This is a genomic window from Arthrobacter sp. FW306-04-A, from assembly GCF_044358315.1.
Lineage (GTDB): Bacteria > Actinomycetota > Actinomycetes > Actinomycetales > Micrococcaceae > Arthrobacter.
This window is the reverse complement of sequence record NZ_CP084559.1, coordinates 531994-555166: the sequence shown is the minus strand read 5'-3', so window position 1 is coordinate 555166 and position 23173 is coordinate 531994. Positions and strand designations below refer to the sequence as shown.

General features: G+C 63.9%; 19 protein-coding genes and 1 tRNA gene. 14 read left to right on the top strand and 6 right to left on the bottom strand.

Going from position 1 to position 23173, the window contains the following annotated elements; genetic code table 11:
* Positions 1 to 90: 90 nt before the first annotated feature.
* A complete protein-coding gene (locus tag LFT43_RS02670) occupies positions 91 to 1926 on the bottom strand; it encodes a phosphoenolpyruvate carboxykinase (GTP) (protein ID WP_395801001.1) in 1836 nt (611 codons plus the stop codon).
* A gap of 283 nt (positions 1927 to 2209) precedes the next feature.
* Between LFT43_RS02670 and LFT43_RS02665 the strand changes: the two genes are divergently transcribed.
* A tRNA-Arg gene (locus tag LFT43_RS02665) sits at positions 2210 to 2283 on the top strand.
* 405 nt (positions 2284 to 2688) lie between these two features.
* Here the strand turns inward: LFT43_RS02665 and LFT43_RS02660 are convergent.
* A complete protein-coding gene (locus LFT43_RS02660; protein ID WP_395800999.1) occupies positions 2689 to 3417 on the bottom strand; it encodes a FadR/GntR family transcriptional regulator in 729 nt (242 codons plus the stop codon).
* Positions 3418 to 3778: 361 nt separating this feature from the next.
* Between LFT43_RS02660 and LFT43_RS02655 the strand changes: the two genes are divergently transcribed.
* The 12 genes from LFT43_RS02655 (at position 3779) to LFT43_RS02600 (ending at position 18100) form a co-directional block, all read left to right on the top strand.
* Entirely contained in the window at positions 3779 to 5419 is a 1641-nt protein-coding gene (locus LFT43_RS02655) for an ABC transporter substrate-binding protein (protein ID WP_395800997.1), read from the top strand.
* 129 nt (positions 5420 to 5548) lie between these two features.
* On the top strand, positions 5549 to 6454 hold the full coding sequence (locus LFT43_RS02650) for an ABC transporter permease (RefSeq protein ID WP_395802863.1): 906 nt from the start codon (positions 5549 to 5551) through the stop codon (positions 6452 to 6454).
* 2 nt (positions 6455 to 6456) lie between these two features.
* Complete coding sequence (locus LFT43_RS02645; protein WP_395800995.1) at positions 6457 to 8631, top strand: dipeptide/oligopeptide/nickel ABC transporter permease/ATP-binding protein; 2175 nt, start codon at positions 6457 to 6459, stop codon at positions 8629 to 8631.
* Positions 8628 to 9434: an ATP-binding cassette domain-containing protein gene (locus tag LFT43_RS02640; protein WP_395800993.1), complete on the top strand. Its 807-nt coding sequence runs from the start codon at positions 8628 to 8630 to the stop codon at positions 9432 to 9434. The genes LFT43_RS02645 and LFT43_RS02640 overlap by 4 nt, the downstream gene beginning before the upstream one ends.
* A 36-nt stretch (positions 9435 to 9470) precedes the next feature.
* Complete coding sequence (locus tag LFT43_RS02635; RefSeq protein WP_395800991.1) at positions 9471 to 10388, top strand: dihydrodipicolinate synthase family protein; 918 nt, start codon at positions 9471 to 9473, stop codon at positions 10386 to 10388.
* A 269-nt stretch (positions 10389 to 10657) separates the two neighbouring features.
* Positions 10658 to 11626 (top strand): ROK family protein, encoded by a 969-nt coding sequence (locus LFT43_RS02630; protein WP_395800989.1) that lies wholly within the window; start codon positions 10658 to 10660, stop codon positions 11624 to 11626.
* Positions 11627 to 11668: 42 nt separating this feature from the next.
* A complete protein-coding gene (locus LFT43_RS02625) occupies positions 11669 to 12355 on the top strand; it encodes an N-acetylmannosamine-6-phosphate 2-epimerase (protein WP_395800987.1) in 687 nt (228 codons plus the stop codon).
* Positions 12356 to 12512: 157 nt separating this feature from the next.
* On the top strand, positions 12513 to 13973 hold the full coding sequence (locus LFT43_RS02620) for a dihydrolipoyl dehydrogenase family protein (protein WP_395800985.1): 1461 nt from the start codon (positions 12513 to 12515) through the stop codon (positions 13971 to 13973).
* Positions 13974 to 14048: 75 nt separating this feature from the next.
* Positions 14049 to 14768, top strand: a complete 720-nt coding sequence (locus tag LFT43_RS02615; RefSeq protein WP_395800983.1) for an ABC transporter ATP-binding protein — start codon at positions 14049 to 14051, stop codon at positions 14766 to 14768.
* Positions 14765 to 16801 (top strand): YhgE/Pip family protein, encoded by a 2037-nt coding sequence (locus LFT43_RS02610; protein ID WP_395800981.1) that lies wholly within the window; start codon positions 14765 to 14767, stop codon positions 16799 to 16801. The genes LFT43_RS02615 and LFT43_RS02610 overlap by 4 nt, the downstream gene beginning before the upstream one ends.
* Positions 16798 to 17430: a TetR/AcrR family transcriptional regulator gene (locus LFT43_RS02605; protein WP_395800979.1), complete on the top strand. Its 633-nt coding sequence runs from the start codon at positions 16798 to 16800 to the stop codon at positions 17428 to 17430. Before LFT43_RS02610 ends, LFT43_RS02605 begins: the two co-directional genes overlap by 4 nt.
* A 70-nt stretch (positions 17431 to 17500) precedes the next feature.
* The gene (locus LFT43_RS02600) at positions 17501 to 18100 is read left to right on the top strand and encodes a hypothetical protein (RefSeq protein ID WP_395800977.1); all 600 of its coding nucleotides are present in this window, start codon (positions 17501 to 17503) and stop codon (positions 18098 to 18100) included.
* Here LFT43_RS02600 and LFT43_RS02595 read toward each other — a convergent pair.
* Positions 18073 to 19011, bottom strand: coding sequence for an EamA family transporter (locus tag LFT43_RS02595; protein ID WP_395800976.1), 939 nt, complete (start codon positions 19009 to 19011; stop codon positions 18073 to 18075). The two genes, LFT43_RS02600 and LFT43_RS02595, sit on opposite strands and share 28 nt — an antisense overlap.
* A gap of 72 nt (positions 19012 to 19083) precedes the next feature.
* Between LFT43_RS02595 and LFT43_RS02590 the strand changes: the two genes are divergently transcribed.
* A complete protein-coding gene (locus tag LFT43_RS02590; RefSeq protein ID WP_395800974.1) occupies positions 19084 to 20043 on the top strand; it encodes a LysR family transcriptional regulator in 960 nt (319 codons plus the stop codon).
* A gap of 39 nt (positions 20044 to 20082) precedes the next feature.
* On the opposite strand, the gene LFT43_RS02585 is transcribed toward LFT43_RS02590, so the two are convergent.
* From LFT43_RS02585 to LFT43_RS02575, 3 genes are all read right to left on the bottom strand, one after another.
* Complete coding sequence (locus LFT43_RS02585) at positions 20083 to 20610, bottom strand: SixA phosphatase family protein (RefSeq protein WP_395800972.1); 528 nt, start codon at positions 20608 to 20610, stop codon at positions 20083 to 20085.
* Positions 20611 to 20760: 150 nt separating this feature from the next.
* The gene (locus tag LFT43_RS02580) at positions 20761 to 21630 is read right to left on the bottom strand and encodes a winged helix-turn-helix domain-containing protein (protein ID WP_284984188.1); all 870 of its coding nucleotides are present in this window, start codon (positions 21628 to 21630) and stop codon (positions 20761 to 20763) included.
* A gap of 709 nt (positions 21631 to 22339) precedes the next feature.
* Complete coding sequence (locus tag LFT43_RS02575) at positions 22340 to 23101, bottom strand: hypothetical protein (protein ID WP_395800970.1); 762 nt, start codon at positions 23099 to 23101, stop codon at positions 22340 to 22342.
* Positions 23102 to 23173 lie beyond the last annotated feature (72 nt).

Here is a 23173-nt window from a genome sequence, read left to right as displayed (position 1 = left end):
GGAATCAAGGAAACGACGACGGCGGTCCCGCACCCAGAATTCGCCAGGTGCGGGACCGCCGTCGTACTGTGTCGTGTCGTACTGTGTGGTCTAGGCCAGCCGGGACTTGAGGCCTTCGAGTTCGGCCACCAGCGCGGCCGGCAGGGAATCGCCGAACTTTGCGTACCATTCCTCGATGGATGCCAGTTCGGTTTTCCACTCGGCGGGGTCGACGCGAACTGCGGCTTCCACCTCGGCGGGGGTCATGTCCAGTCCTTCGAGATCGATGGACTCGCCCGTCGGCACGAAGCCGATAGGAGTCTCGACGGCGTCGGCCTTGCCTTCGAGGCGCTCGATGGCCCACTTGAGGACACGGGCGTTGTCACCGAAGCCGGGCCATGCGAAGCCGCCCTCAGCGGTGCGGCGGAACCAGTTGACCAGGAAGATCTTGGGCAGTCGGTTTTGTCCAAGTGAATTGGCCTTGGCGGACAGGTTCACCCAGTGGTTCAGGTAGTCACCTGCGTCGTAGCCGATGAACGGCAGCATGGCCATGGGGTCGCGACGCACGACGCCGACGGCACCGGCCGCAGCAGCGGTGGTCTCGGAGGACAACGTAGAACCCATGAAGATGCCGTTGGACCAGTCGCGGGCCTCGGTGACCAGCGGGATGGTCGTCTTGCGGCGCCCGCCGAAGAGGATTGCGGAGAGTTCCACGCCTTCGGGGCTGAAGTATTCCTCGGCCAGCATGTCAATCTGGTCGATCGGCGTGCAGAAGCGGGAGTTCGGGTGTGCCGCAGGCTTGTCGGAGCCAGGGGTCCACGAGTTGCCCTGCCAGTCAGTCAGGTGCGCCGGAGTTTCCTTTGTCATGCCCTCCCACCAGACGCCGCCGTCGTCGGTCAGCGCGACGTTGGTGAAGATGCTGTTGCCCTTGGCGATGGCGCGCATGGCGTTGGGGTTGGTGCCCCAACCGGTGCCGGGAGCGACGCCGAACAGACCAGCCTCGGGGTTGACGGCGCGGAGCTCGCCTTCCTTACCGAAGCGCATCCAGGTGATGTCGTCGCCGAGAGTCTCCACCTTCCAGCCCTTGATGGTGGGGTCGAGCAGCGCGAGGTTGGTCTTGCCGCAAGCGGAGGGGAACGCCGCAGAGATGTAGTAGGTCTTCTGCTCAGGCGAAGTCAGCTTCAGGATGAGCATGTGCTCGGCCAGCCAGCCTTCGTCGCGGGCCATGACGGACGCGATGCGCAAGGCGTAGCACTTCTTGCCAAGGAGGGCGTTGCCGCCGTAGCCCGAGCCGAAGGACCAGATGGAGCGTTCTTCCGGGAAGTGCACGATCCACTTGTCCGGGTTGCAAGGCCACGCAACGTCTGCCTGGCCGGCTTCCAACGGAGCGCCCAGGGAGTGCAGTGCAGGGACAAAGAACGCGTCGGTCTGGGTGATACGTTCCAGGACGTCAGTGCCGATGCGGGCCATGATGCGCATCGAGGCAACAACGTAGGCGGAGTCGGTGATCTCGACGCCGAACTTGGGGTCTTCAGCGTCCAGGTGGCCCATGACGAACGGAATGACGTACATGGTGCGGCCACGCATGGAGCCGGCGAACAGTCCGCGCAGCTTCTGCTTCATCTCGGCTGGAGCCATCCAGTTGTTGGTGAAGCCGGCGTCGTGCTTCTTCTCGGAGCAGATGTAGGTCTGCTCTTCCACGCGGGCTACGTCCGCGGGATCAGAGAATGCAGCGAAAGAGTTGGGGAAGAGCTCTTGGTTCAGCCTCTTCAGGGTGCCGGCCGCGACGAGTTCGTCGGTCAGCTTCTTGTTTTCAGCCTCGCTACCGTCAACCCAGTGGATGCGGTCCGGCTGTGTCAGCTCGGCTACTTCCTCCACCCAGGCCAGCAGGCGTGCATGCGTAGTGGGTGCCTTCTCAAGCAGCGGCAGTCGCGCCAGATCGCCCATCGTGGTTCCCTTCCTCGGGTTCAGTGGTGTGTCCTAAATGCTAGGGGTCGCGGAGTAGACCAATCCGGGTTGGGACGTGGGATCTCTTGACCATTTCGGAGCAAAACCCCTAAAAATCAAGGATCCGCGTCGGGGATTTCTCAAATTTAGTGACTAAGGTCACATAGACCGGTCTAGTTAGGCAGATTACACCACGCCGATTTGGCACCAACAGGGATCTCGCGTAAAGTTTATTGAGGTTCGAGGGGGGAGCGAGTTTGAAACTCCCGAGAATCACCAAAATGCGCCCATAGCTCAGCTGGATAGAGCGTCTGTCTACGGAACAGAAGGCCGGGGGTTCGAATCCCTCTGGGCGCACAAAATGAAGACCCGCACCGGGACCGGTGCGGGTCTTTTTTCGTTAATTTCCTGGCTCGAGTTGGGGTTGCCGTACCGTCCCCCCTTGCTTGTCCTGCCCGGGTACGATTCTGCTGGATCACTGGCGCTGCCAGGGGCAGCACCCTTGGAATCAAGCAGCGGGGGGCCTTTGGCAAAGGGAGTGATCCAGCAGAATCCAACCTCTACCTCGGCATGGGTTCGCCTGCCCGCGCCTTCCTGCCCCTCTTTGGCGCGCCAAAGCCCCGGAATGACGCGGCTCGCCGTGTCGCAAGCCCTTTCCCAAACCAAAGAAGGTCAGGACGGCACAGCCGCCGGAGAGACGGCCGCGCAACGCCAAGGGCCCCGTCGCACTTCATCAGAAAGTACGACGGCGGGTGCCAGGCGTTACGGTGCGACGGCCTCGCTGATGCGGCGACGAATCCCGTCGAAGTGGCGGTTGAGCAGTTCGGCAGCCGCTGTCTTGTCTCCGGTTGCGACGGCGGCATAGATGTTTCGGTGCATCGCCGCGGTGGCCACAAGGTCTTCGTTGGCGGAGCCGATCTCCACGTGGATCTTCCGGTAGACCTTCCAGAAGACGCCCATGAGGTTGATGAGGAGCTCGTTGTTCAGCGGTTCGAACAGCCGGCGGTGGAACTCGGCGTCGGCGGCTACGAAGTTCTCGCCGGTTTGCGCGAGCCCTTCCATTTGCTTGACGGCCTCCTCGATCAAAGCGAGCTGTTCGGTACCCATCACGTCCATGGACGAGCCGATCAGCCCGGATTCGAGGGCCTGCCGCACATCGACGAGCTGCAGTGCCTCGAGGCCCTGATGACGCAGCGACAAACGACCCCGGAACGTCAGGCCGTCAGCGAGCGCCTCGAAGTTGCTGGGGGCCACGAACATGCCAAAGCCGTGGCGAATCTCGATGACACCCAGGGCCTGCAGCACTTTCAGGGATTCTCGCAGGGTGTTCCGGCCTACCCCCAGCGCCATGGAGAGTTCGTTTTCCGTGGGCAAAGGATCACCCGCCTCAAGCTCGCGTTCGAGGATCAATTCCATAATGTCCGCTTGCAGTGCCCTGAGCCGGGCCTGTGCGCTGAACCGCGCCTGCGGAACGACACCGGAAGTGGTCATGGCTCTCCTTGCAAAAGTACTCATCCCTGGCCGGTCCCTTTGAGGAACCGGGACAAGGAATCAGTGCGGTGTTAATGTTGAGGTGAGCCTAGCGCCCACCGAGAATACAATGCTTCGCAACATACAATATCGGATGTCCCATCTCCTTGATAGATGTTTGCCTCGATTTTTGACTGACCGGCCAAGGTAGGCGGCGAGCCGCAGCGGCCAAGGTGGACGGCGCCGCAGCCCGCCGGCCGCGCCACAGCCGGCGGCGCCACAGCCAGTGATCCACATCTCGCTTGACGACTTCATGTGACCGCCCTTACAGTTTCCTTTACGAGCATCGGATGTCCTACATCCGATAACCAGAAAAACTTGAATGGTGAGGCATCTTATGAGCAACACGATTAACAAACTGCCGCTGGTCAGCGATGCCAGCCGACGCAACTTCCTCAAGCTAAGCGGAGCGGTTGGCGCTGCTGCAGCTTTCACCGCAACCCTGTCGGCATGTGGTGGTCCTGCCGCCACCACCACGGGCGGAGCAAGCAACGCCGCTGGCGTCAACAAGGACCTCACCATCGAGGCCGGCATCTCCTATGCCTTGTCCACGGGTTTCGACCCGCTGACCTCCTCCGGCGCCACGCCTCTGGCCGCCAACCTGCACATCTTCGAAGGCCTCGTGGAACTCCACCCGGCCACCCGCGAGCCCTACAACGCATTAGCCGCCAGCGACCCCAAGAAGATCAACGACACCACATACCAGGTGACGATCCGCGACGGCGCCAAGTTCCACAACGGCTCCCCCGTCACCACTGAAGACGTGGCCTACTCCTTCACCCGCGTGATGGACCCCGCCAACAAGTCCTTGTTCTCCCAGTTCATTCCCTTCATCAAGGATGTCAAGGCCCTTGATGCCAAGACGGTCGAGTTCTCCCTGAAGTACCCCTTCCCGGGCTTCGGACCGCGAATCTCCGTGGTGAAGGTGGTTCCGAAAGCGCTGGCTTCTACTGACCAGAAGGGCTTCGATGCCAAGCCGGTCGGTTCCGGCCCCTACAAGCTGATCTCGGCCGTCAAGGACGACAAGATCGTCTTCGAAGCATTCGCCGACTACAACGGCCCCAAACCTGCACTCGCAAAGGGCATGACCTGGCTGTTGCTTTCAGACGCCGCCGCCCGCGTCACCGCGGTCCAGTCGGGCCGCGTCCAAGCGATCGAAGACGTCCCCTACCTGGACGTGGACGGACTCAAGTCCAAGGCGCGGGTTGAATCCGTGCAGTCGTTCGGTCTCCTGTTCCTGATGTTCAACTGCGCGAAGGCGCCGTTCAACAACAAGCTGGTCCGCCAGGCGCTCCACTACGGGCTGGACAAGGACGCCATCATCAAAAAGGCCCTGTTCGGCAACGCCAAGGCTGCGTCGTCGTACTTCCAGGAGGGCCACCCGGACTACGTCAAGGCCAAGAACGTCTACGGCTACGATCCCCAGAAGGCCGCTGACCTCCTCAAGCAGGCCGGCGTAAGCGACCTCGAATTCGAACTACTCACCACGGACACCGCGTGGGTCAAGGACGTTGCCCCACTGATGCTGGAGTCCTGGAACAAGATCCCGGGCGTCAAGGTCACCGCAAAGAACTTACAGTCCGGCGCGTTGTACTCCGACAGGGTAGGCAAGGCCGACTTCTCCGTGGTCGCTGCCCCGGGTGATCCTTCCGTCTTCGGCAACGACGCAGACCTGCTCCTGAGCTGGTTCTACTCGGGCGCCACCTGGATGACGAAGCGCGCCTACTGGACCACTCCGGAAAGTGCGACGCTGCAGGATCTGATGGACAAGGGCTCGCAGGCCGCGCCCGCTGATGCCAAGAAGATCACGGGCCAAATTGTGGACCTCGTCTCCGAGGAAGTCCCGCTGTACCCGCTCTTCCACCGCCAACTCCCCAGCGCGTGGGACGAAAAGAAGCTCTCGGGCTTCAAGCCGTTGCCCACCACGGGACTGTCCTTCATCGGCGTCGGCCGCACGGCCTAGCCGCGGCCAACTAGCCAGCTGCGCCCTACCCCGCGAGACCGCCACGCAGCGGCCGCACCAAAGCAACCGGAGAACACATTGGTCATGATATTGCGCCTGCTTGGACGCAGACTCGCGGCATTGCCCTTGATGATCCTGGGCATCACGCTGCTGGTCTTCCTCGTCCTTCAAGCAGCCCCAGGCGACCAAGCCAGCTCGGCCCTCGGCGAAGCCGCCAGCGAGGAAGCCAAACAGCAGTACCGCCAGGAGAACGGCCTGAACGATCCCCTGTTCGTCCAGTACTTCCGTTTCCTGGGCAGGCTCCTTCAGCTCGATCTTGGCGTGACCACCCCGCCGTCCAAGTCGGTGGCAGCCATGATCGCCTCGGCCTTTCCGCTGACGCTGCAGCTGACCTTCCTCGGGGTGATCATCGCCGTCGTCCTGTCCTTGGTCTTCGGCATCGTCGGGGCGCTCTACCGCGACAAGTGGCAGGACCAGTTGGTCCGGGTCTTCTCCATTGCAGCCATCGCGACGCCGTCCTTCTGGCTTGGCATCCTGCTCATCCAGTGGTTCGCGCTCGGTGACAGTCCGCTGTTTCCCTCGGGTGGAATCGCGACGTCGGAATCCGGCTTCGGCGGCTGGCTCAACTCGATGGCGCTCCCGGCCCTCGCGCTCGGCATCCCGGTCTCCGCTTCCTTGATCCGAGTTGTCCGCACGTCCATGGTGGAAGAACTGGACCGCGATTACGTGCGTACGGCCATCGGCAACGGGATCCCTTACCGCGAGGTCGTTTCCCGGAACGTCCTCCGCAACGCGCTCGTCACTCCGGTGACCGTGCTGGGACTGCGCGTGGGCTATCTCCTGGGCGGCGCCGTCGTGATTGAAATGATCTTCGCCCTTCCGGGCATGGGCCAGCTGATCCTCAACGGCATCACCAACCTGGACGTCAACCTGGTCCAGGGCGTGGTCCTCACCATCTCGGTCACCTTCGTTCTGGTGAACATCGTGGTGGACCTCCTGTACCTGCTCATCAACCCCCGAATCAGGACGGTATAGCCATGCGCAGCAAACTTGCTGAACGGCTCAGCGCCCCGGGCGTCCGCTTCAAGTCTCTCCCCTGGGGATCGCGTTTTGCCCTGTTGTTCCTCGTGATCATCGCCTTGGCGGCGATCTTCGCGCCCGTCATCGCGCCTCACGATCCCCTGGAAACGTTCATTCCGGCACAAGCGCCGGACGCCGACCACTTCTTCGGCACCGACCGCTTGGGCCGCGACGTCTTCTCCCGGCTGCTCTACGGTTCGCAGTCTTCGCTCATGATCGGCCTCGGCGCGGTGGCCCTCGCGATCGTCGTCGGTGCCGTGCTTGGCTCGCTCGCCGCGACGTCCAGCAAGGCCGTCAACGAGATCATCATGCGCCTCATGGACATCCTCATGGCGTTCCCGGGCATCGCCCTCGCAGCCGTACTCCTGGCCGCGTTCGGCAACTCGGTGCCCACCATCATCATCGCGATCGCCATCATCTACACGCCGCAGCTCGCCCGCGTGGTCCGCGCCAATGTCCTCTCCCAATACGGTGAAGACTACGTCCGCGCCGAACGCGTGATGGGTGCCGGCCGCGCCTACATCCTGCTCAAGCACATTGTCCGCAACACCGCCGCCCCGGTACTGGTTTTCGCCACCGTCATGGTGGCCGACGCCATGATTCTCGAAGCCTCGCTGTCCTTCCTCGGCGCCGGCGTCCAGGATCCTGCGCCGTCGTGGGGCAACGTGATCTCCTACGGCCGCAACCTGGTCCTCTCCGGCGGCTGGTGGGCAACCACCTTCGCCGGCCTCACCATCCTGCTCACCGTGCTTGCGCTGAACATCCTCGCCGAAGGCCTCACCGATGCCATGGTGAACCCGAAGCTGCGGAAAGCACCGGTTGTGAAGGACGACGACGGTGCTGCCGCTGCTTTTGCGGGCGCGGCGGTGGCGGGCGCCGCCGTCGATATCGAAATCGCGACGTCGGTAGCCCAGTCTTCCGTGGTCGAACAGCACGAGCTCGACGGCGTCCGCGCCGCCAATGGCGATCCGCTCTCCGAAGAGGACTACGCGGCGTCGGTCCTGAACGATACTCGTGTCCTGAAAGATCGGAGCCTCGCAGCAGAGAACCCGCACGCCCTGCTGGACCCCATGTCGGCGTTAGATAAAGAACTCGAACTCCTCGCGTCGATCGAGTCCAAGCGCACCGACCGCCTCCCCCAGGTTCCTGCCGACGCCCGGAACGTGCTGGAGGTCAAGAACCTGTCCATCCGCTTTCCCGGCCGCTTCGGCGAAACCGCGATCGTGGACAACGTCTCCTTCACCGTCCGTGAAGGGGAAACCATGGGCCTTGTGGGCGAATCCGGCTGCGGCAAGTCCATCACCTCCCTCGCGATCATGGGGCTGCTACCGAAGACCGCCCAGATCACCGGTTCCATCACCTTCGATGGCAAGGAACTCCTGGATTCCAGCTCGACGCACAGCAACGCCAAGGCCTACCAGGGCCTGCGGGGCGAACAGATCGCCATGGTCTACCAGGATGCGCTGAGTTCGCTCAACCCATCCATGAAAATCAAGGAGCAGATGACCCAGCTGACCAAGCGCGGCGGCCGCAAGACCCCCACCGAGTTGCTGGAAATGGTGAAACTCGATCCCGTCCGCACGCTCGCCAGCTACCCGCACGAGCTCTCTGGAGGCCAACGCCAACGCGTGCTGATCGCCATGGCGCTCTCCCGCTCACCGAAAATCGTGGTCGCAGACGAACCCACCACCGCCCTGGACGTCACGGTCCAGAAGCAGGTAGTGGAACTGCTCAATGAACTGCGCGAACAGCTCGGCTTCGCCATGGTCTTCGTCAGCCATGACCTCGCGCTGGTCGCCTCCCTGGCCCACCGCATCACGGTCATGTACGCCGGTCAGGTAGTGGAATCCGCGCAGGCATCGGAGCTACTGCAGAACCCCCGACACGAATACACGCGCGGTTTGTTGGGCGCGGTCCTTTCGATCGAGGCCGACGCCGTCCGCCTCCACCAGATTCCCGGCACCGTTCCGTCGCCGCGCGACTTCGCCCCGGGCGACCGCTTTGCGGCGCGCTCGTTGAGGCCCGACGCCGACCCGAACCAGCAATTGGTCCTCGCGGTTGTTGAGCCCGCCGGTGGCGGAGCAGACCGCGATCACTACTGGGCAAGCCACCTGAAGGAGGACGCAAAGTGAGTGTTTCCACAGGCAAGCCCGTCATCGAGCTCAAGCACGTCAAAGTCCACCACAGGGCCCGCACGGGCGGCCTCTTCCGGCCCAACATCGTCAAGGCCGTCGACGGCGTGGACTTCAGCATCAGCCGCGGCGAAACAGTCGGCATCGTCGGTGAGTCCGGCTGCGGCAAGTCCACGCTCGCCTCGGTGCTTGTGGGACTCCAGGCTCCGACGTCGGGCCAGGTGCTCTTCCACGGCAAGCCGGCCATCAAACGCAACGCCCGGATGCGCAAGGAATTCGGATGCGCCGTATCCGTGGTCTTCCAGGACCCGGCCACGGCACTCAACCCGCGCATGACCATCCAAGACATCCTCACCGATCCCCTGCAGGTGCATGGCATCGGAAACACCGCGTCCCGCTCGGACAAGGTGAAGGAACTGCTGGCCCTCGTCGGCTTGCCTCAATCGGCGGCCGAGGTCACGCCGTCGCAAGTTTCCGGCGGGCAGCGCCAGCGCGTGGCGATCGCCCGCGCCCTCGCCTTGGATCCGGACATCATCGTGGCGGACGAGCCGACGTCAGCCCTCGACGTGTCCGTCCGCGCCCAAGTCCTGAACCTGCTGTCCGACCTGAAAACCCAGCTGAACCTCGGCATGGTTTTCATTTCGCACGATATCCAGACCGTCCGCTACGTCTCCGACCGTATCTGCGTCATGTACTTCGGACAGATCGTGGAGGAAGGCCCGGCGGCCCAGGTATTCGACAACCCGAGCAACGACTACACCAAGAAGCTGCTCGGCGCCGCGCCAAGCCTGCTCCACACCTAAGTTTTTCCCTTTCAGATCGAAACAACGGAGATTTCTTTGTCTACTCAGTTCCAGGGTGTCATCCCCCCGGTCATCACCCCCCGCCACGCCGACGGCCGCGTCGACACCGCGTCCCTGAAGAACGTCACCAAGCACTTGCTCGACGGCGGCGTGTCCGGCCTTTTCGTGTTGGGCTCCTCGGGCGAGGTCCCCTACATGACCAACGAAGAACGCGAGCTGGTGGTCTCCACGATCGCCGACGCGAATGCCGGTGCGGTGCCCCTGATCGTGGGCGCCAACGAGCTAACCACCAACCGCGTCATCGAAGAAGCACGCAAGGTTGTGGACCTCGGCGCCGACGCGATCGTGGTCACCTCCATGTACTACGCCATCGGCAATGCCCAGGAAACCGAAACCCACTTCCGCAGCATCCACGCTGCCGTGGACAAGCCGATCTTCGCCTACGACGTCCCCGTCCGCACCCACTTCAAGCTCCCCACCGACCTCCTGGTACGCCTCGGCCGCGACGGCGTGATCGCGGGCGTCAAGGACTCCTCCGGCGACGACGTCTCCTTCCGCCAACTGCTCCTCGCCGCCAAGGACATCCCCAACTTCGACATCTTCACGGGCCACGAAATAGTAGTGGACGGAGCCCTCCTCGCCGGCGCCCAAGGCGTCGTCCCCGGCCTCGGCAACGTGGACCCCGCGGGCTACCGCCGCCTGTTCGACGCCGCCCAAGCCGGAGACTGGACCGGGGCAGCCCGCGAACAGGACCGCCTGGCCGACGTCTTCGACATCGTCTACACCCCCAACGGCCGGGTCTCCGGCGGCGCAGCAGGACTAGGCGCCTTCAAGACCGCCCTCCAAATCATGGGCATCATCGAATCCAACACGATGAGCGCCCCGATGCTCTCCCTGAACGCCGAAGAAACCGCCGCAATCCGGACGATCCTCGAACGCAACGGCCTGGTCTAGGGAGGCGGCGCTGGCTCGCTTACGCGGGCCGATCGGTGAGCCGAAAGCGCAAAGCGCGGGCGCATTGTTTCGCGTAGGCGCGCATCGCCGACCAGAGTTCTGCGGAGGTCGCTTAGCGACCGTAGCGGAACGTCGGGAGGTGTCTAAGCGCCGGCGAAATGATGGGTCCGCGCTGTCCCAGCCACAACTGACCCAACTACAAACAAGCCGCAGCAAACACGTGACCCAACAACGATGAACCCAGCAATCGAACGATCCGGAGGACAAACATGATGCACGTGATCGGGGTTGATCTTGGTGGGACTAAGACGGCCGCGGGGGTTGTGGGGGCCAACGGGGAAGTGTTGTTTTCGGAGCAAATTCCTACGCTGAATCGGGGTGGGGGCGAGGCTATTTTGAGGGCGACCGCGGGGCTCGTGGGGCGGCTCATGCGGCGGGCGGCGAGTGAGGGAATCGACGTCGGGCGTGTTGGCGTGGGTTCGGCTGGGGTCATCGATGCCGTGAATGGTGAGGTGGTTTCGGCAACTGATGCGATTCTGGGGTGGGCTGGAACCAGGTTGACGGCGGGTTTGGCGCAACTCCTTGGCTTGCCGCGGGGTTCGGTCATGGCTGTCAACGATGTGCACGCGCATGCTCTTGGTGAGGCGTGGCGCGGGGCGGCTGCGGGGTCTTCGAGTTCGCTCATGGTGGCTTTCGGGACGGGGGTTGGCGGCAGTTTTGTGCTGGATGGCTCGCCTGTTTTGGGGCACCACTATGTGGGTGGGCACGTGGGTCATTTTGCTTCGCCATACGCCTATCACGAGGGTAAGGCGCTCCCCTGCGTGTGTGGCAGCGCCGGCCACGTCGAGGCGATCGCCTCCGGCCCTGCGATTCTTGAATCCTTCCTCCGTTTCGGTGGCTCTCCCGAAGTCCCGGATACTCGTGCCGTGTTTTCCTTGGCTCACGACGGCGATGGTGCCGCTTCGGCTGACTGCACCGGCGACCCTGCCGCGATCAAGGCCGTCGGCGTCGGCGCCGGTGCCGCCGGGCAGGCGATCGGTGGGCTCGTCAACATCCTCGATCCGGAGACGGTAGTGGTCTCCGGCGGTCTCGCAGATGCCGGAGACCTCTGGTGGAAACCCATGGAACGCGCCGTGCGGAAAGAGCTCATGGCGCCTCTCGCTGATATTCCCGTGCTTCGCGCGGCGCTAGGCAATACCGCGGCCATTGTGGGTGCGGCCAAGCTTGTCCTGAACTGACCGAAACTACGCACACGAACACCCTCGCAAGGAGACACCCCCATGATCCTGACCCCCGATGGCCTCGAAGCCCTCCGCTCGCAGTTGATCGTGTCCTGCCAGGCCTACCCGGGCGAGCCGATGCGCGATCCTCGGACGACTGGCCAGGTGGCGGCGTCGGCGGTTATCGGTGGTGCCGCGGCAGTTCGCGTCCAGGGCCTCGCGGACGTCCAGTTCACCCGCACGGCTGTCGAGGTCCCGGTGATCGGGCTTTGGAAGGATGGGCACGACGGCGTTTTCATCACCCCCACGCTCCGGCACGCCCTCGCCGTCGCCAACGCCGGCGCCCATGTGGTGGCCACCGATGGCACCCGGCGCCCGCGGCCCGACGGCTTGAGCCTAAAGCAAACCGTTGATGGAATCCACGCCGAATCGCATGCCCTGGTCATGGCCGACTGCGGTTCCTGCGCCGATGCGGTGGCCGCCGTCGAAGCTGGTGCCGACCTGATCGGTACCACCCTGGCCGGGTACACCGGAGAGCGCCCTAGGACCGACGGCCCGGACCTTGAGCTCCTCGCGGAGATCGCCGGCGCCGGACTAGGCAAGCCACTCATCGCCGAGGGCCGCATCCACACCCCCGCGCAGGCCCGCCAGGCCCTCGATGCGGGGGCGTTCGCCGTCGTCGTCGGTACCGCCATCACGCATCCGGCGAGCATCACCGGCTGGTTCAAGGGCGCGATGGACGCCTAACTGAAGCCAGGGCTGTCGGATTTTGCTGGATCATTCGCGTCGCACCGGAAAAGATCCTTGCAAACACGGGCCCCGCGGTTCTGCTCCGAGGCATGATGGCGCAGAATCCGTCGCCGAGTCCCTGATCCCAGCCTGCGTGCGGGCGTAGGCTTCTCCCATGGCTGAGGAGAATATCCGGGAATTCGATGTCATCGTGATCGGCGCCGGGGCCGTGGGTGAAAACGTGGCAGACAGAGTGGTCCGGGGCGGCCTTACCGCGGCCATTGTGGAGGCTGAACTCGTTGGCGGGGAATGCTCCTATTGGGCCTGCATACCGTCCAAGGCGCTCCTCCGGCCTGGAACCGCCCTGCACACAGCCCAATCAGTGCCCGGAGCATCGGACGCCATCACGAAGGTCCTGGATGCCGAGCCTGTCCTGAAATACCGCGACTACTTCACCAACAAGTGGCAGGATGACGGCGCAGTGCAGTGGCTCGTGGAGACGGGAATCGAGCTCATCCGGGGCCGAGCGCGCATCACTGGCCCCCGTGAAGTCCAGGTGGATGGCAAAGACGGCAACAGCTACTCGCTCAAGGCTCATCACGCCGTGGTTGTGGCTACCGGATCCACACCGCTCATTCCGAAAATCGACGGCTTGCGCGGCATCCCCTACTGGACAACCCGCGGCGCAACCTCCGCGCAACACATTCCCGGACGGTTCGTGGTGCTGGGCGGCGGCGTTGCCGGCGTCGAACTTGCCCAGGCGTTCGCCCGCTTGGGCGCGTCGGTCACGATCGTTGCCCGCGGCAGGTTGCTCAGTACGTTCCCGGAGGAGGCTGCCGAGTTGGTTGCGGCAGGGCTCCGTGCCGATGGGATCGATCTCCGTCTCGGGACTGACACCACGCGGGTCGAACAAAACTCGGACCATTCTTTCGCTGTCACCCTCGGTGACGGGACAGTCCTGGCCTGCGATCAATTGCTGGTGGCGACGGGTCGGCGGCCGGCGCTGGACAATTTGGGCCTTGAGAACGTAGGGCTCGACGCCGAAGAAGGCAAAGCTTTGCGCCTCACCACGGACTCGAGCGGCTTGGTTGAGGGCGCCGCCAGCGACGGCACCAGCGGGCTGTGGCTCTACGCAGCCGGCGATGCCGCGGGCTCGGCCTTCCTCACACACCAGGGCAAGTACGAGGCCCGGGCCACGGGCGACGCCATCGTGGCCCGCGCCAACGGAACCTTGCACGGTACCCCGAAACCCTGGAGCGCCTTGGCAAAAACGGCCGACGAGTACGCGATCCCCAGCGTGGTGTTCACGGATCCCGAGGTAGCGTCCGTCGGTCCGAACCTCAAGCAGGCGCTGCAGAAGGGTATCAACGCAAGCTCGGTGGAACTCCCCATCAACGTGTCCGGCTCCCAACTGCATTCGGAGAATTACCAAGGATGGGCGCAACTGGTGGTGGACGAGGACCGGAAGGTGGTGGTGGGGGCAACATTTGCCGGACCGGGGGTAGCTGAGCTTTTGCACGGTGCCACCATCGCGATTGTTGGTGAAGTCCCGCTGGACAGGCTATGGCATGCAGTGCCGTCGTTCCCCACCATCAGCGAGGTGTGGCTGCGGCTGTTGGAGAAGTACGGGCTGTGATTGACATCTATTTGAACTGACCGGTCAGTTCAGTTACGATTGGAGCAGATAACAAGTTCTGCGAAAGGTCTAATTGTGCTGTCCGTACAGCAAGTCCAGATCGACGGCCGCCGGGACGACCTCCTGCCTCCCACGTCCCTCGAAGCCCGGCGCGGGGAGCTCCTCCTCGTGAGCGGCGACGGCCAGGACCAGCGAACGGCTTTGGCGCTCGCGCTGAGCGGCCGAATGAAAGCCAGCAATGGCGTCCTGAGCTGGGACAACTCAACCAAGACCAAGAAAGTCCGGGCAGCGAGCGCCCTGATTGACTCCCCCGGCGTCAACGAACCCGAGCAGCACCTGAGCGTCCGCGACCTCGTCACTGAGGACCTCTCCCTCATCCCCCGCCGCTACCGTGGCGCCCTCCTCAGCAAACCGTGGCTCAAGGTCAACCGCTTCGAGGACATCGCCGGGCTGTGGATTGAGCAACTCCCCGCGGACCGGCGCCTTGAGCTCCTGACAGCCCTGGCCCTCGCGGACCCCGCCCTCGATCTCCTGGTGCTCGACTCCCCGGACCGGCACAGCGCGAACACAGTGGACTGGCTCCCGCGGCTTGAACAGTTGGCGTACGACGCCGGGCGACCACTCGCCGTCGTCGCGGTCGTTTCTGCCCTCCCGGACATCTGGGACGGCCCGGCCGCGGTGATCGGCAACTCGGTCATGCATACGGCACCCGCAGAACCCGCCGCAGATCCCCTCGGCAACGCGCCCGAAGACCCCGAAGACGTATTCGAAACCCTGCAAAGGACCGCAAAGTGACTGTTCTGCGGCTGGCCCGCTCCGAACTCAAGCGCATGACCGGCGGGCTCCTGCCTAAGCTGACCATCCTTGCCCTGACCATGGTGCCCCTGCTATACGGAGCCGTGTACCTATATGCGAACTGGGATCCCTACGGAAACCTCAACCAGATCGACGCCGCGCTGGTCGTCGAGGACGCGGGAGCCAAGCCGGCCGACGGCCCCGAACTGCAGGCGGGCAAGAAGGTTGCCGACAGCCTCGTGGAGAGCCACGTCTTCAATTGGCAGCGGGTGGCCACAACGGCGGAAGCCGACGCCGGCGTTGAATCGGGCAAATACGCCTTCGCCCTGAAGATCCCGAAGGACTTCTCAGCCAACCTGGTCTCGCCGGGCAGCTTCGACGCCGCCAACCAGGCGATGCTCAACGTCACCACCAACGACGCCAACAACTACCTCCTCAGCACCATCGTGGACAAGCTCACAACCGCGGTGCACTCCACAGTGGCCAAGGAAGTGGGTGAGGAAACCGCCAACCAGCTCCTCACAGGCTTCGGCACCATCCACGCCTCGATCGTCAAAGCTTCCGACGGCGCCTCCCAGCTTGCCGATGGCGTTGGCAAGCTCAGTGACGGCGCGGCCACTTTGCATGACGGCACCGGCAAGCTCCGTAGCGGCGCGTCCGAGCTCCTTGCGGGTCAGAACAAGCTGCGCGACGGCGCCAATCAGCTGAACGACGGCGCCGGGCAGCTCAGCGCGGGACTCGCCGAGCTGAAGAACAAGACCGCGTCCCTCCCGGCTGATTCCCAAAAGCTCGCCGACGGCGCCGCTCAAGTAGCCGCCGGAAACGCGCAGCTGAACGCGAAGGTCCAGGACGTCGTCGGGCAGCTTTCAGCGTTCGACGCCGGAGCGCGCGACCGCGTGGTGGCCTCCAACGCGCGGCTCGTGTCCGCCGGAGTCATCACCCAGGACCAGGCCAACAAGATCCTGGGGGACTTCGACACCGCCGCCGCATCCACCCCTGTCACCGCTGCCAAGGCCAAGATCTCGGCGGATGCCGCCCAGATCCAGCAACTCTCCAATGGCTCGGCCGCGGTCAGTGTGGGTGCCGCCAAACTTGCGGGCGCCACACCTGCCCTGACAGGCGCCATCGGCCAGGCTTCCGCCGGGGCGGACCGCCTGAGCTCTGGCGCTGGGACGTTGGCGGCAGGCGAACAGTCTGCTGTGGACGGCACTGCGGCTCTTGCGGACGGTGCGGCAAAGCTCGACGACGGCGCGGCGCAGCTGGCGAGGGGCGCCGCCACAGCCGCAGACGGATCCCGCACCCTGGCGAGCGAGCTGGCCAAGGGCGCGGGGAAGGTCCCGAACCCGAACGATGCCCAAAAGAGCGAAGTGTCCAAGGTGATCGCGGATCCGGTCGCGGTCAACAACGTTTCCCAGGCCAAGGCAGGGTCCTATGGCGCAGGCCTGGCCCCCTTCTTCCTGACGTTGTCCCTCTGGATCGGCGTGTTCATGCTGGTCCAGGCCATGCGTCCCATCACGCAGCGGGCATTGGCGTCGAACGCTCCGTCGTGGAAAATCGCAGTCGGTGGCTGGCTCCCGTTCTTCGTGGTGTCCGTGCTGCAGGCTAGCATCCTCACTCTCGTGGTGGACCTGGGGCTAGGCCTCAACGCGGCTCACCCGGTGATGATGTGGTTGTTCATGCTGGCCGCGGTCATGGCGTTCACGGCCCTCATCCAGGGCATCGTGGCTTTGCTGGGGACTCCTGGAAAGTTCGTTGTGCTGATCCTGTTGGTCCTGCAGCTGGTGTCTTCCGGCGGAACGTTCCCGTGGCAAACCACTCCCATGCCGCTGCACGTGGTGCACGAGATCATGCCGATGGGTTACGTGGTGACGGGCATGCGGCACTTGATCTACGGTGGCGACCTCTCCATGATCTGGCCGATTGTCCTGGGGCTGCTTGGCTACACTTTGTTGGGGGCGGCACTGTCCACGCTGGCCGTCCGTAAGCACAAGACCTGGACCCTCAAGACCCTGAAGCCGGAGATCGCGGTATGAGCATGCAAGACCCGGACTTCCCGGAACCCCCGGAAAAGAAGCTCCGTCCGGCCCGCACCAACGCGACCAAGCAGCGACTCTTCGACGCCTCCATGGAATTGATCGGCGAGCGCGGCGCGGCTGGAGTCACGGTGGACGAGATCGCGGCCGCAGCCGGAGTGTCCAAGGGAACGGTCTACTACAACTTCGGCAGCAAGGCCGACCTGATCGCCCAGTTGTTGCGCCACGGAGTGGACATCATGCTCGGCCGGCTCCAGACCATCGAGGGCCTGCACGCCGATCCGCTGGAGGCCATGGAAGCCATGCTCGGCCAAGCCATGGACTTCATGGACGATTACCCCTCCTTCGCGCGCCTCTGGATCAGCGAGAACTGGCGGACGCCCAGCGAATGGGGCAAGCTCTTCGTCGAACTCCGCAGCGAGTTGTTGGCCGTGATTGGTGCGGCCATCGAGAAGGTCGCCTCCACGTACACCGTGGATACCGGCATTGCCCGGGGAAGCCTCGAGGCAGCGATGTTCGGGGCGATCTTCGTGGTGGGCCTTGACCGGCAGACGTACAACCCGGAGCGCACCCGGGAGCAGAGCATTGCGGCCATCATGACCATCATGCGCGGCTACGTGCTGCGGTAACGGTATGGCAACTGCTGCGTAATCAGTCGTGGCTTGCCAGCCGGTCAGGGATGATAATCCCATGCGTCACATGGGGAACAGTGGAAAGCTTGCGATCATCTCTGCCGTGGTGTCCGCTGGCTTGCTGGTGCTCCTCGCCATAACGCTTGAGGAAACCGTGATGTACACCTTCCTCGGGGTCTTGGCGCTCGGCTACTTGGCATCCGTCGCCGAGGTTTTCATCCGTCGCCGGTACTTCATGCTGGTTCTCGGAACCATCTCATCGATCCTGTTCATCGCGTTCGGAATCGCATTCCTGCGCATGTGGGGCCTGGCCTTCAACCAGGACGAGAATGCCGTGGGAAGCGCGGTGAGCACCAAGGACTCGGACATCTATTTCTACCTTGCCGCCGCAGCCGGCTGCGGTTCCCTACTGGTCCTGTTCGTGGGGGCTGTGTGGCCATCCCGCAGTTCCCGCAAGGGACGCCCGATTCCGGCGTCCCGACCGGTCGCTCGGCAGGCACCCCGCGCAGTACAACGCCCTGTCCCAGCGGCCCGGCCGGCCCAACGGCCTGCCGCTCGTCCGGCGTCGGGGGCCACGAAACGCCCCGCTCCCCGGGCGCCGGCAACCCCTGCCAAGCGCCCGACGTCGGGATCGCCAGTTCAGCGCAAGCCTGCGCCCAAGCGCTGACGATCTTCGACCAGCGCAAGTTTGGGCTTGGCGCGCTGCTGCAGCACCGCCGTCGCCACACCGCCCAGCAGGAGCAGGCCGCCGGCCAGTTCCGCCGTCGTCGGGACCTCTGCGATGAGCAACCACGCCGCGGTCATTCCCACCACCGGGACCAACAACGTGAATGGCACCACCGCCGAGCTCGGGTAGAGGCTGAGCAGCCGGTTCCAGATGCCGTAGCCCACTAGTGAGGCGAACACCGCCGTGTACAGGGCACTGAGAATGGTTGCCGGTTGCAGGTTGGAGAAGGTGCCGACGACGGCGGCCGGGCCGTCCACTATCAGTGATAGGCCCGCCAAGGGCAACGGGACCACGGCCCCGGACCAGACCACGAGCCCCAGTCCCGAGGCCGCCTTGGCCTTGCGCGCGATGATGTTGCCGGCAGCCCAGGACAACGCGGCGGCGAGCACGATCATGAGCGGCACCACCGGGGCCACCAGGCTGCGACCCACCGCCACCAGGGCAAGCCCGGCGACACCCAACACCACCCCTGTCAGTTGGCGTTTGCTGGGCCGCTCCCCGAGGAACCGTGCCGCCAAGAGCACCGTCAGGAGCACTTGTGCCTGCAGCACCAGCGAGGCGAGGCCGGCCGGCATGCCGAGGGCCATGCCCAGGTAGAGCAGGCCAAACTGCCCAGCGCTCATGAAAAGCCCGACGCCGATGATCGCCTTCCAGCTGACCTCGGGTTTGCGGACGAAGAAGATGCAGGGGAACACCACCAGCACGAAGCGGATGGCGACGAACAGCAGTGGGGGCACGTCGGCCGCGCCTCCACGCCCGTTTCCGGGGTGGAGTCCAAAATCGATCGCAACGAAATTCAGGCCCCAAAGGACGGCGACAAGGGCGGCGAGTGCTGAGTGGCGGATATTCACGATTCAACTCTGACATTCAAGCGGATGAAGCACCAGCGTTGAATTCTTGATCAAATCATGTACGTTTGCTTCATGATTGAGATTGCGGCGTTGCGGGCCCTCGTAGCAGTGGAACAGCAAGGCTCGGTGGTAGCCGCCTCGGAAGCCATGGGGTTCAGTCCCTCGGCGGTCTCCCAACAGATCAAGAAGCTGGAGAAGCAGAGCGGCGTGACGGTCCTGGAACGCCACGGCCGCGGCGTACTTTTGACGGACCGGGGCATGGCGTTGGCCGAGTACGGACGGCGCATCCTGGGCGAATTGGAGGAACTGCAGGCCACCCTGCTTGCGGACCCCGCGAAACCGAGCGGCGTGTTGCGGCTCGTGGCATTCTCCACGGCGTGCCGCGGACTGGTGGGACCCATGCTGGGGAAACTGGATGGGGCTGGTTCGGCGGCCTCCACCGGGAATACGGCCGGCTCTTCGGCCGCGGCGGGTTCCGGGCTTGAAATCCGGGTGGTGGCCGAGGACCCGCGCGAGGCTGTCCAGAGGGTCGCAACCGGGGAAGCCGATCTCGGCGTCGTGCACAACTGGCACTCGGTACCCTTGGTCATTCCAGAGAACATGGTCCACGAGGACCTCTGCCTGGACACCGCCGACGTCCTGCTGAACTCAGCGCACCCATTGGCCAGCCGGACCGCCGTCGAGCCTTCCGACTTGGTGGGCGAACGCTGGATCAGCACCCCGGCCGGCGCCATCTGCAATGAGGCGCTGCTCGCGATCCTTGCGGGCCTGGGGCGGGTACCGGACATCCGCGTCTACGACCCCGACTTTTCCACGCATATCGCCATGGTCCAGCAGGGCGTCGCGGTGGCGCTGGTCCCCCGGCTGGGCCGGCCCGAACTCCCCGCCGGGGTGGTCGCTGTCCCCGTGGCCAACCCGATGCAGCAACGCCAAGTGGGAATCGTGTACCGGAAGACCATGACAGCAAGCCCCAGCATCCGCCACGTTGTGCGATTGCTGCAGGATGTGGCCGCGGAACTCGACGTGGACTAACAACGCGGGCCGCGCTAGGGGTTACTACTTTGGTCGTGGCTATTTTGCACGAGGAACAGTGAAGTGGGTCAGGCGTGCGTCCTGCCCATCAAGTTCCGCCCAAGGTTTCTCCAGTTCCATCACTGTCATGGCACTGGTCGGATATCGGGTAGCGGCGTCCATGTAGGCGTCGTGGTCCGAGTCACGGGACGCCAAGTGCATGGCGAGGTCCTGCACACCGGGCATGTGCGAGAAAATCATGAGCGTTGTGACGGTCTCCGGCACGTGGTTGATGACGGTCAGCATGCGCTGCGCGGAGGCGGCGTACAGGCCGTCCTCGAGTTTCGGCGTAGGCGCTTTGTCCCCCAGTTCGCTGCATACCCAAGTACAGGTCTGGCGGGTACGCAGCGCGGACGAACACAGGATGAAGTCCGGAACCACATGGTGCTTCAGGAGCCATTTCCCGGCAAGTGGCGCTTCCCGGTGGCCACGCTCCGCAAGGGGCCGTTCATGATCCGGCACCCCGAGAGGCCAGTCCGACTTCGCATGCCGCATGATCACCAGCCGTTTGATGTGATGCTCGCTCATCCCCCCACCCTATCGCCGCAGAGGCACATGCTCACTGGTCCTGAGCGCAGGAATGCGGCTGACCCTTTGGCGCGGGCGCTGTAGCGTGAGCGGGATATCCCGAAAGCGCCCGCCCCCATGGCAGGGAGCGGGCGCATCGAGCGGGTCGGGCTAGATCGAGTATTCCGGAGCGGCCCAGACGATTACCTCGGGGTGCTCGTAGAAGCGGTAGCCCTGGCCGCGCACGGTGCGGACGGTGTTCGCGAGGCGCCCAAGCTTGGAGCGGAGGCGCCGGATGTGCACGTCGATGGTGCGCTCGTTGGGAACCTCTTCGGCGTTGCGCCACAGGCCTTCAAGGAGTTCATCCCGGCCCACGGTGCGGGTACCGTTTTCGACGAGGTAGTTGAGGAGCTCGAACTCCTTGAACGTGAGGTTCAGGGATTCGCCGTCGAGGTGCACTTCGCGGCGGGCGAGGTCGATCAAGACGCCGGACGGGCGGGCCTCCTGTGCGGGCTGCGGGCGGAGCGCCTCGGAACGCTGGCGATTGCCAACCGTCGGGTCACCGAAAGTCGAGCGGACGACGTCGAGCGCGGAACCCGGCGCGCTGGCCGGGGCTACCGCGACGGCGGCGTAGCTTTCGGCACCGGAAACGAGGGATTGTGCGTAGGCACGGATTTCCTGGGCAAGCTTGGCGATGGATGTTCCGGCAGCCGCCGCGGTGTCTTCGTCGATGCCCATGTAGAGCACGAAGCCACGGGCCACATTGTCATTGGCAACGGGGCGGATGGAGCGGTCGGCTGGAGCCAAGACAGGGGTGGGTGCAGTCATCGGCGAGGCCTCGTTGGCGGGAACGGCGCGGAGTTGGCCATAGGAGTTGGGGTTGTAGCCCTGGGGCACGTAACCGGGTGCCTGGCTTCCACCCTGCGGTGCGGGCTGGGCATAGGCCGGGCGGTTGCCGAAGCCGGGACGAAGGCCGGCGTTCGACGCGGCCTTGTTGGCGTTACGGACGGAGATGTGGACGTATCCGGATGCAACTGACATGGATTGCTTACCTCAAAGTGAATAGCCGTCATCGCGGCTTCGAATGCTGGTCTGGTCCCCGCAATGAGATGGGGAGGGGCGCCCGACGCTGGGCAGGGGGCGAATGCCTGAAACTTTTTGGGGTCGAAAGTTAGGCATGCATTCGACAACAGCTCATCGAAAAACCAGCGGGTGTGCTGGGTTCGATCGCTGCGGCTGCAGATGCTGTTGAGTTCTTGTTCACATTTGAAGTGTGCAACGTAACAAAGGGAACTTGCAAGTAACAAAGGATCAAACCGTCCACATTTTGAGACGAATCACACTATTGTGCCGCATGTCACAATTCAAGCATGTCCAAATGTGACCCATTCTCGTTCGTCACAATGGCCGCATGGGAAGCAATATTCGAAGATAATTTGATCGAAGTGCCAGTTTTTGAATCTTAAGTCACGTCACGCGCTTGCCTTTGAATCTCGAGATATGAAACAACCCTTGTCCAATCCCGAATCTGCTTCTCATGAAAATTTTCCGGCAAATCGTCTGCTAAGGCCCTTGTAGAAGACTGTGCAGGGCACAGTTTGAAGGCCGGGCGGGGTCGGTTTGAAGGCCGGTTGGGATGCCGTCGTGACCCTCGCTGCTTTCGGAAAGCGCTTGCGACGCTGTGAGGCGTGCCGTTCTGAGGACAAAGCGCGGCAAAGAGGGGCACGACGGACACCTTAAGCACCCATCACTAGTTGGTAGTGCCGGTCCCTTGATTACTCGAGGTGGCAGTGGCAGTCACGATCTGGATGGACTGGGCAGTGTACTTGTCAGATTCCTTGAGCGCAGTGACCCTCACGCTGGATCCGGATTTCACATCGGCAAGGGTCAGGGTGGTGCCGCTGGTTGTGCTTCCCCGTTGGCGCATTCCCTCCTCGACTACAACGTCCGTTCCAAGGACGTAGGTGCGGGTGAATCCATCCTCGCTCTTGACCGTCATGGAGCTCGCCGAGATGTCAGTGACCGTGCCCAGCTGTCCAGCCATGGTGGCGTAGCTACCGTTTTGGAGAACGACGTACTCAGAATGGATGGCCGCATTCAGGCCGCCCATCCCCACACCGAGGCCGCCCGGGCCGGCGTTCGTGCCACCCGGGCCACCGAATCCGCCCTGGCCGTTCTGCCCGGTCTGTCCCGCGGCACCTGGCCCGAGGGCATTGCTGGAATCAGCAGCAGTTCCATTTCCAGCTGCGTATGCACCTGCTCCGGCCGCCGCAGCGACGACGACGGCGACCCCTCCGACGATGAGCCCCTTCTTCAGCGTCCAGTTCTTGAAGAACGAGGGACGGGGCTGCCCGGGAGTGTATTGCGACGGCGCACCCCAGCCGGCGGCGGGCTGCCCGGCTGAAGGCTGTCCCGAATCATCAAGGGGCCGGATCACCGGCTGCGGCTGCTCATTCCCCGGCACGGACCCTGGCGCGGACCCAGGTACGGAGGGGTTGTTTTGCTGATCCATGGTGTTCTCCATCGAAGTTGAGACTATTTGGGTCGTAGTTGTCCTTGTCCCAAACAGCGTCAGCCGCTTTGC

What these genes read in the sequence shown, in the direction of transcription:
- LFT43_RS02650 (WP_395802863.1), top strand. Translation starts at nt 5,549, where the DNA reads ATGATCCTGGGCATCACGCTGCTGGTCTTCCTCGTCCTTCAAGCAGCC.
- LFT43_RS02620 (WP_395800985.1), top strand. Translation starts at nt 12,513, where the DNA reads ATGGCTGAGGAGAATATCCGGGAATTCGATGTCATCGTGATCGGCGCC.
- LFT43_RS02605 (WP_395800979.1), top strand. Translation starts at nt 16,798, where the DNA reads ATGAGCATGCAAGACCCGGACTTCCCGGAACCCCCGGAAAAGAAGCTC.
- LFT43_RS02585 (WP_395800972.1), bottom strand. Translation starts at nt 20,610, where the DNA reads ATGAGCGAGCATCACATCAAACGGCTGGTGATCATGCGGCATGCGAAG.
- LFT43_RS02580 (WP_284984188.1), bottom strand. Translation starts at nt 21,630, where the DNA reads ATGTCAGTTGCATCCGGATACGTCCACATCTCCGTCCGTAACGCCAAC.
- LFT43_RS02600 (WP_395800977.1), top strand. Translation starts at nt 17,501, where the DNA reads ATGGGGAACAGTGGAAAGCTTGCGATCATCTCTGCCGTGGTGTCCGCT.
- LFT43_RS02670 (WP_395801001.1), bottom strand. Translation starts at nt 1,926, where the DNA reads ATGGGCGATCTGGCGCGACTGCCGCTGCTTGAGAAGGCACCCACTACG.
- LFT43_RS02655 (WP_395800997.1), top strand. Translation starts at nt 3,779, where the DNA reads ATGGTGAGGCATCTTATGAGCAACACGATTAACAAACTGCCGCTGGTC.
- LFT43_RS02590 (WP_395800974.1), top strand. Translation starts at nt 19,084, where the DNA reads ATGATTGAGATTGCGGCGTTGCGGGCCCTCGTAGCAGTGGAACAGCAA.
- LFT43_RS02625 (WP_395800987.1), top strand. Translation starts at nt 11,669, where the DNA reads ATGATCCTGACCCCCGATGGCCTCGAAGCCCTCCGCTCGCAGTTGATC.
- LFT43_RS02575 (WP_395800970.1), bottom strand. Translation starts at nt 23,101, where the DNA reads ATGGATCAGCAAAACAACCCCTCCGTACCTGGGTCCGCGCCAGGGTCC.
- LFT43_RS02660 (WP_395800999.1), bottom strand. Translation starts at nt 3,417, where the DNA reads ATGACCACTTCCGGTGTCGTTCCGCAGGCGCGGTTCAGCGCACAGGCC.
- LFT43_RS02630 (WP_395800989.1), top strand. Translation starts at nt 10,658, where the DNA reads ATGATGCACGTGATCGGGGTTGATCTTGGTGGGACTAAGACGGCCGCG.
- LFT43_RS02645 (WP_395800995.1), top strand. Translation starts at nt 6,457, where the DNA reads ATGCGCAGCAAACTTGCTGAACGGCTCAGCGCCCCGGGCGTCCGCTTC.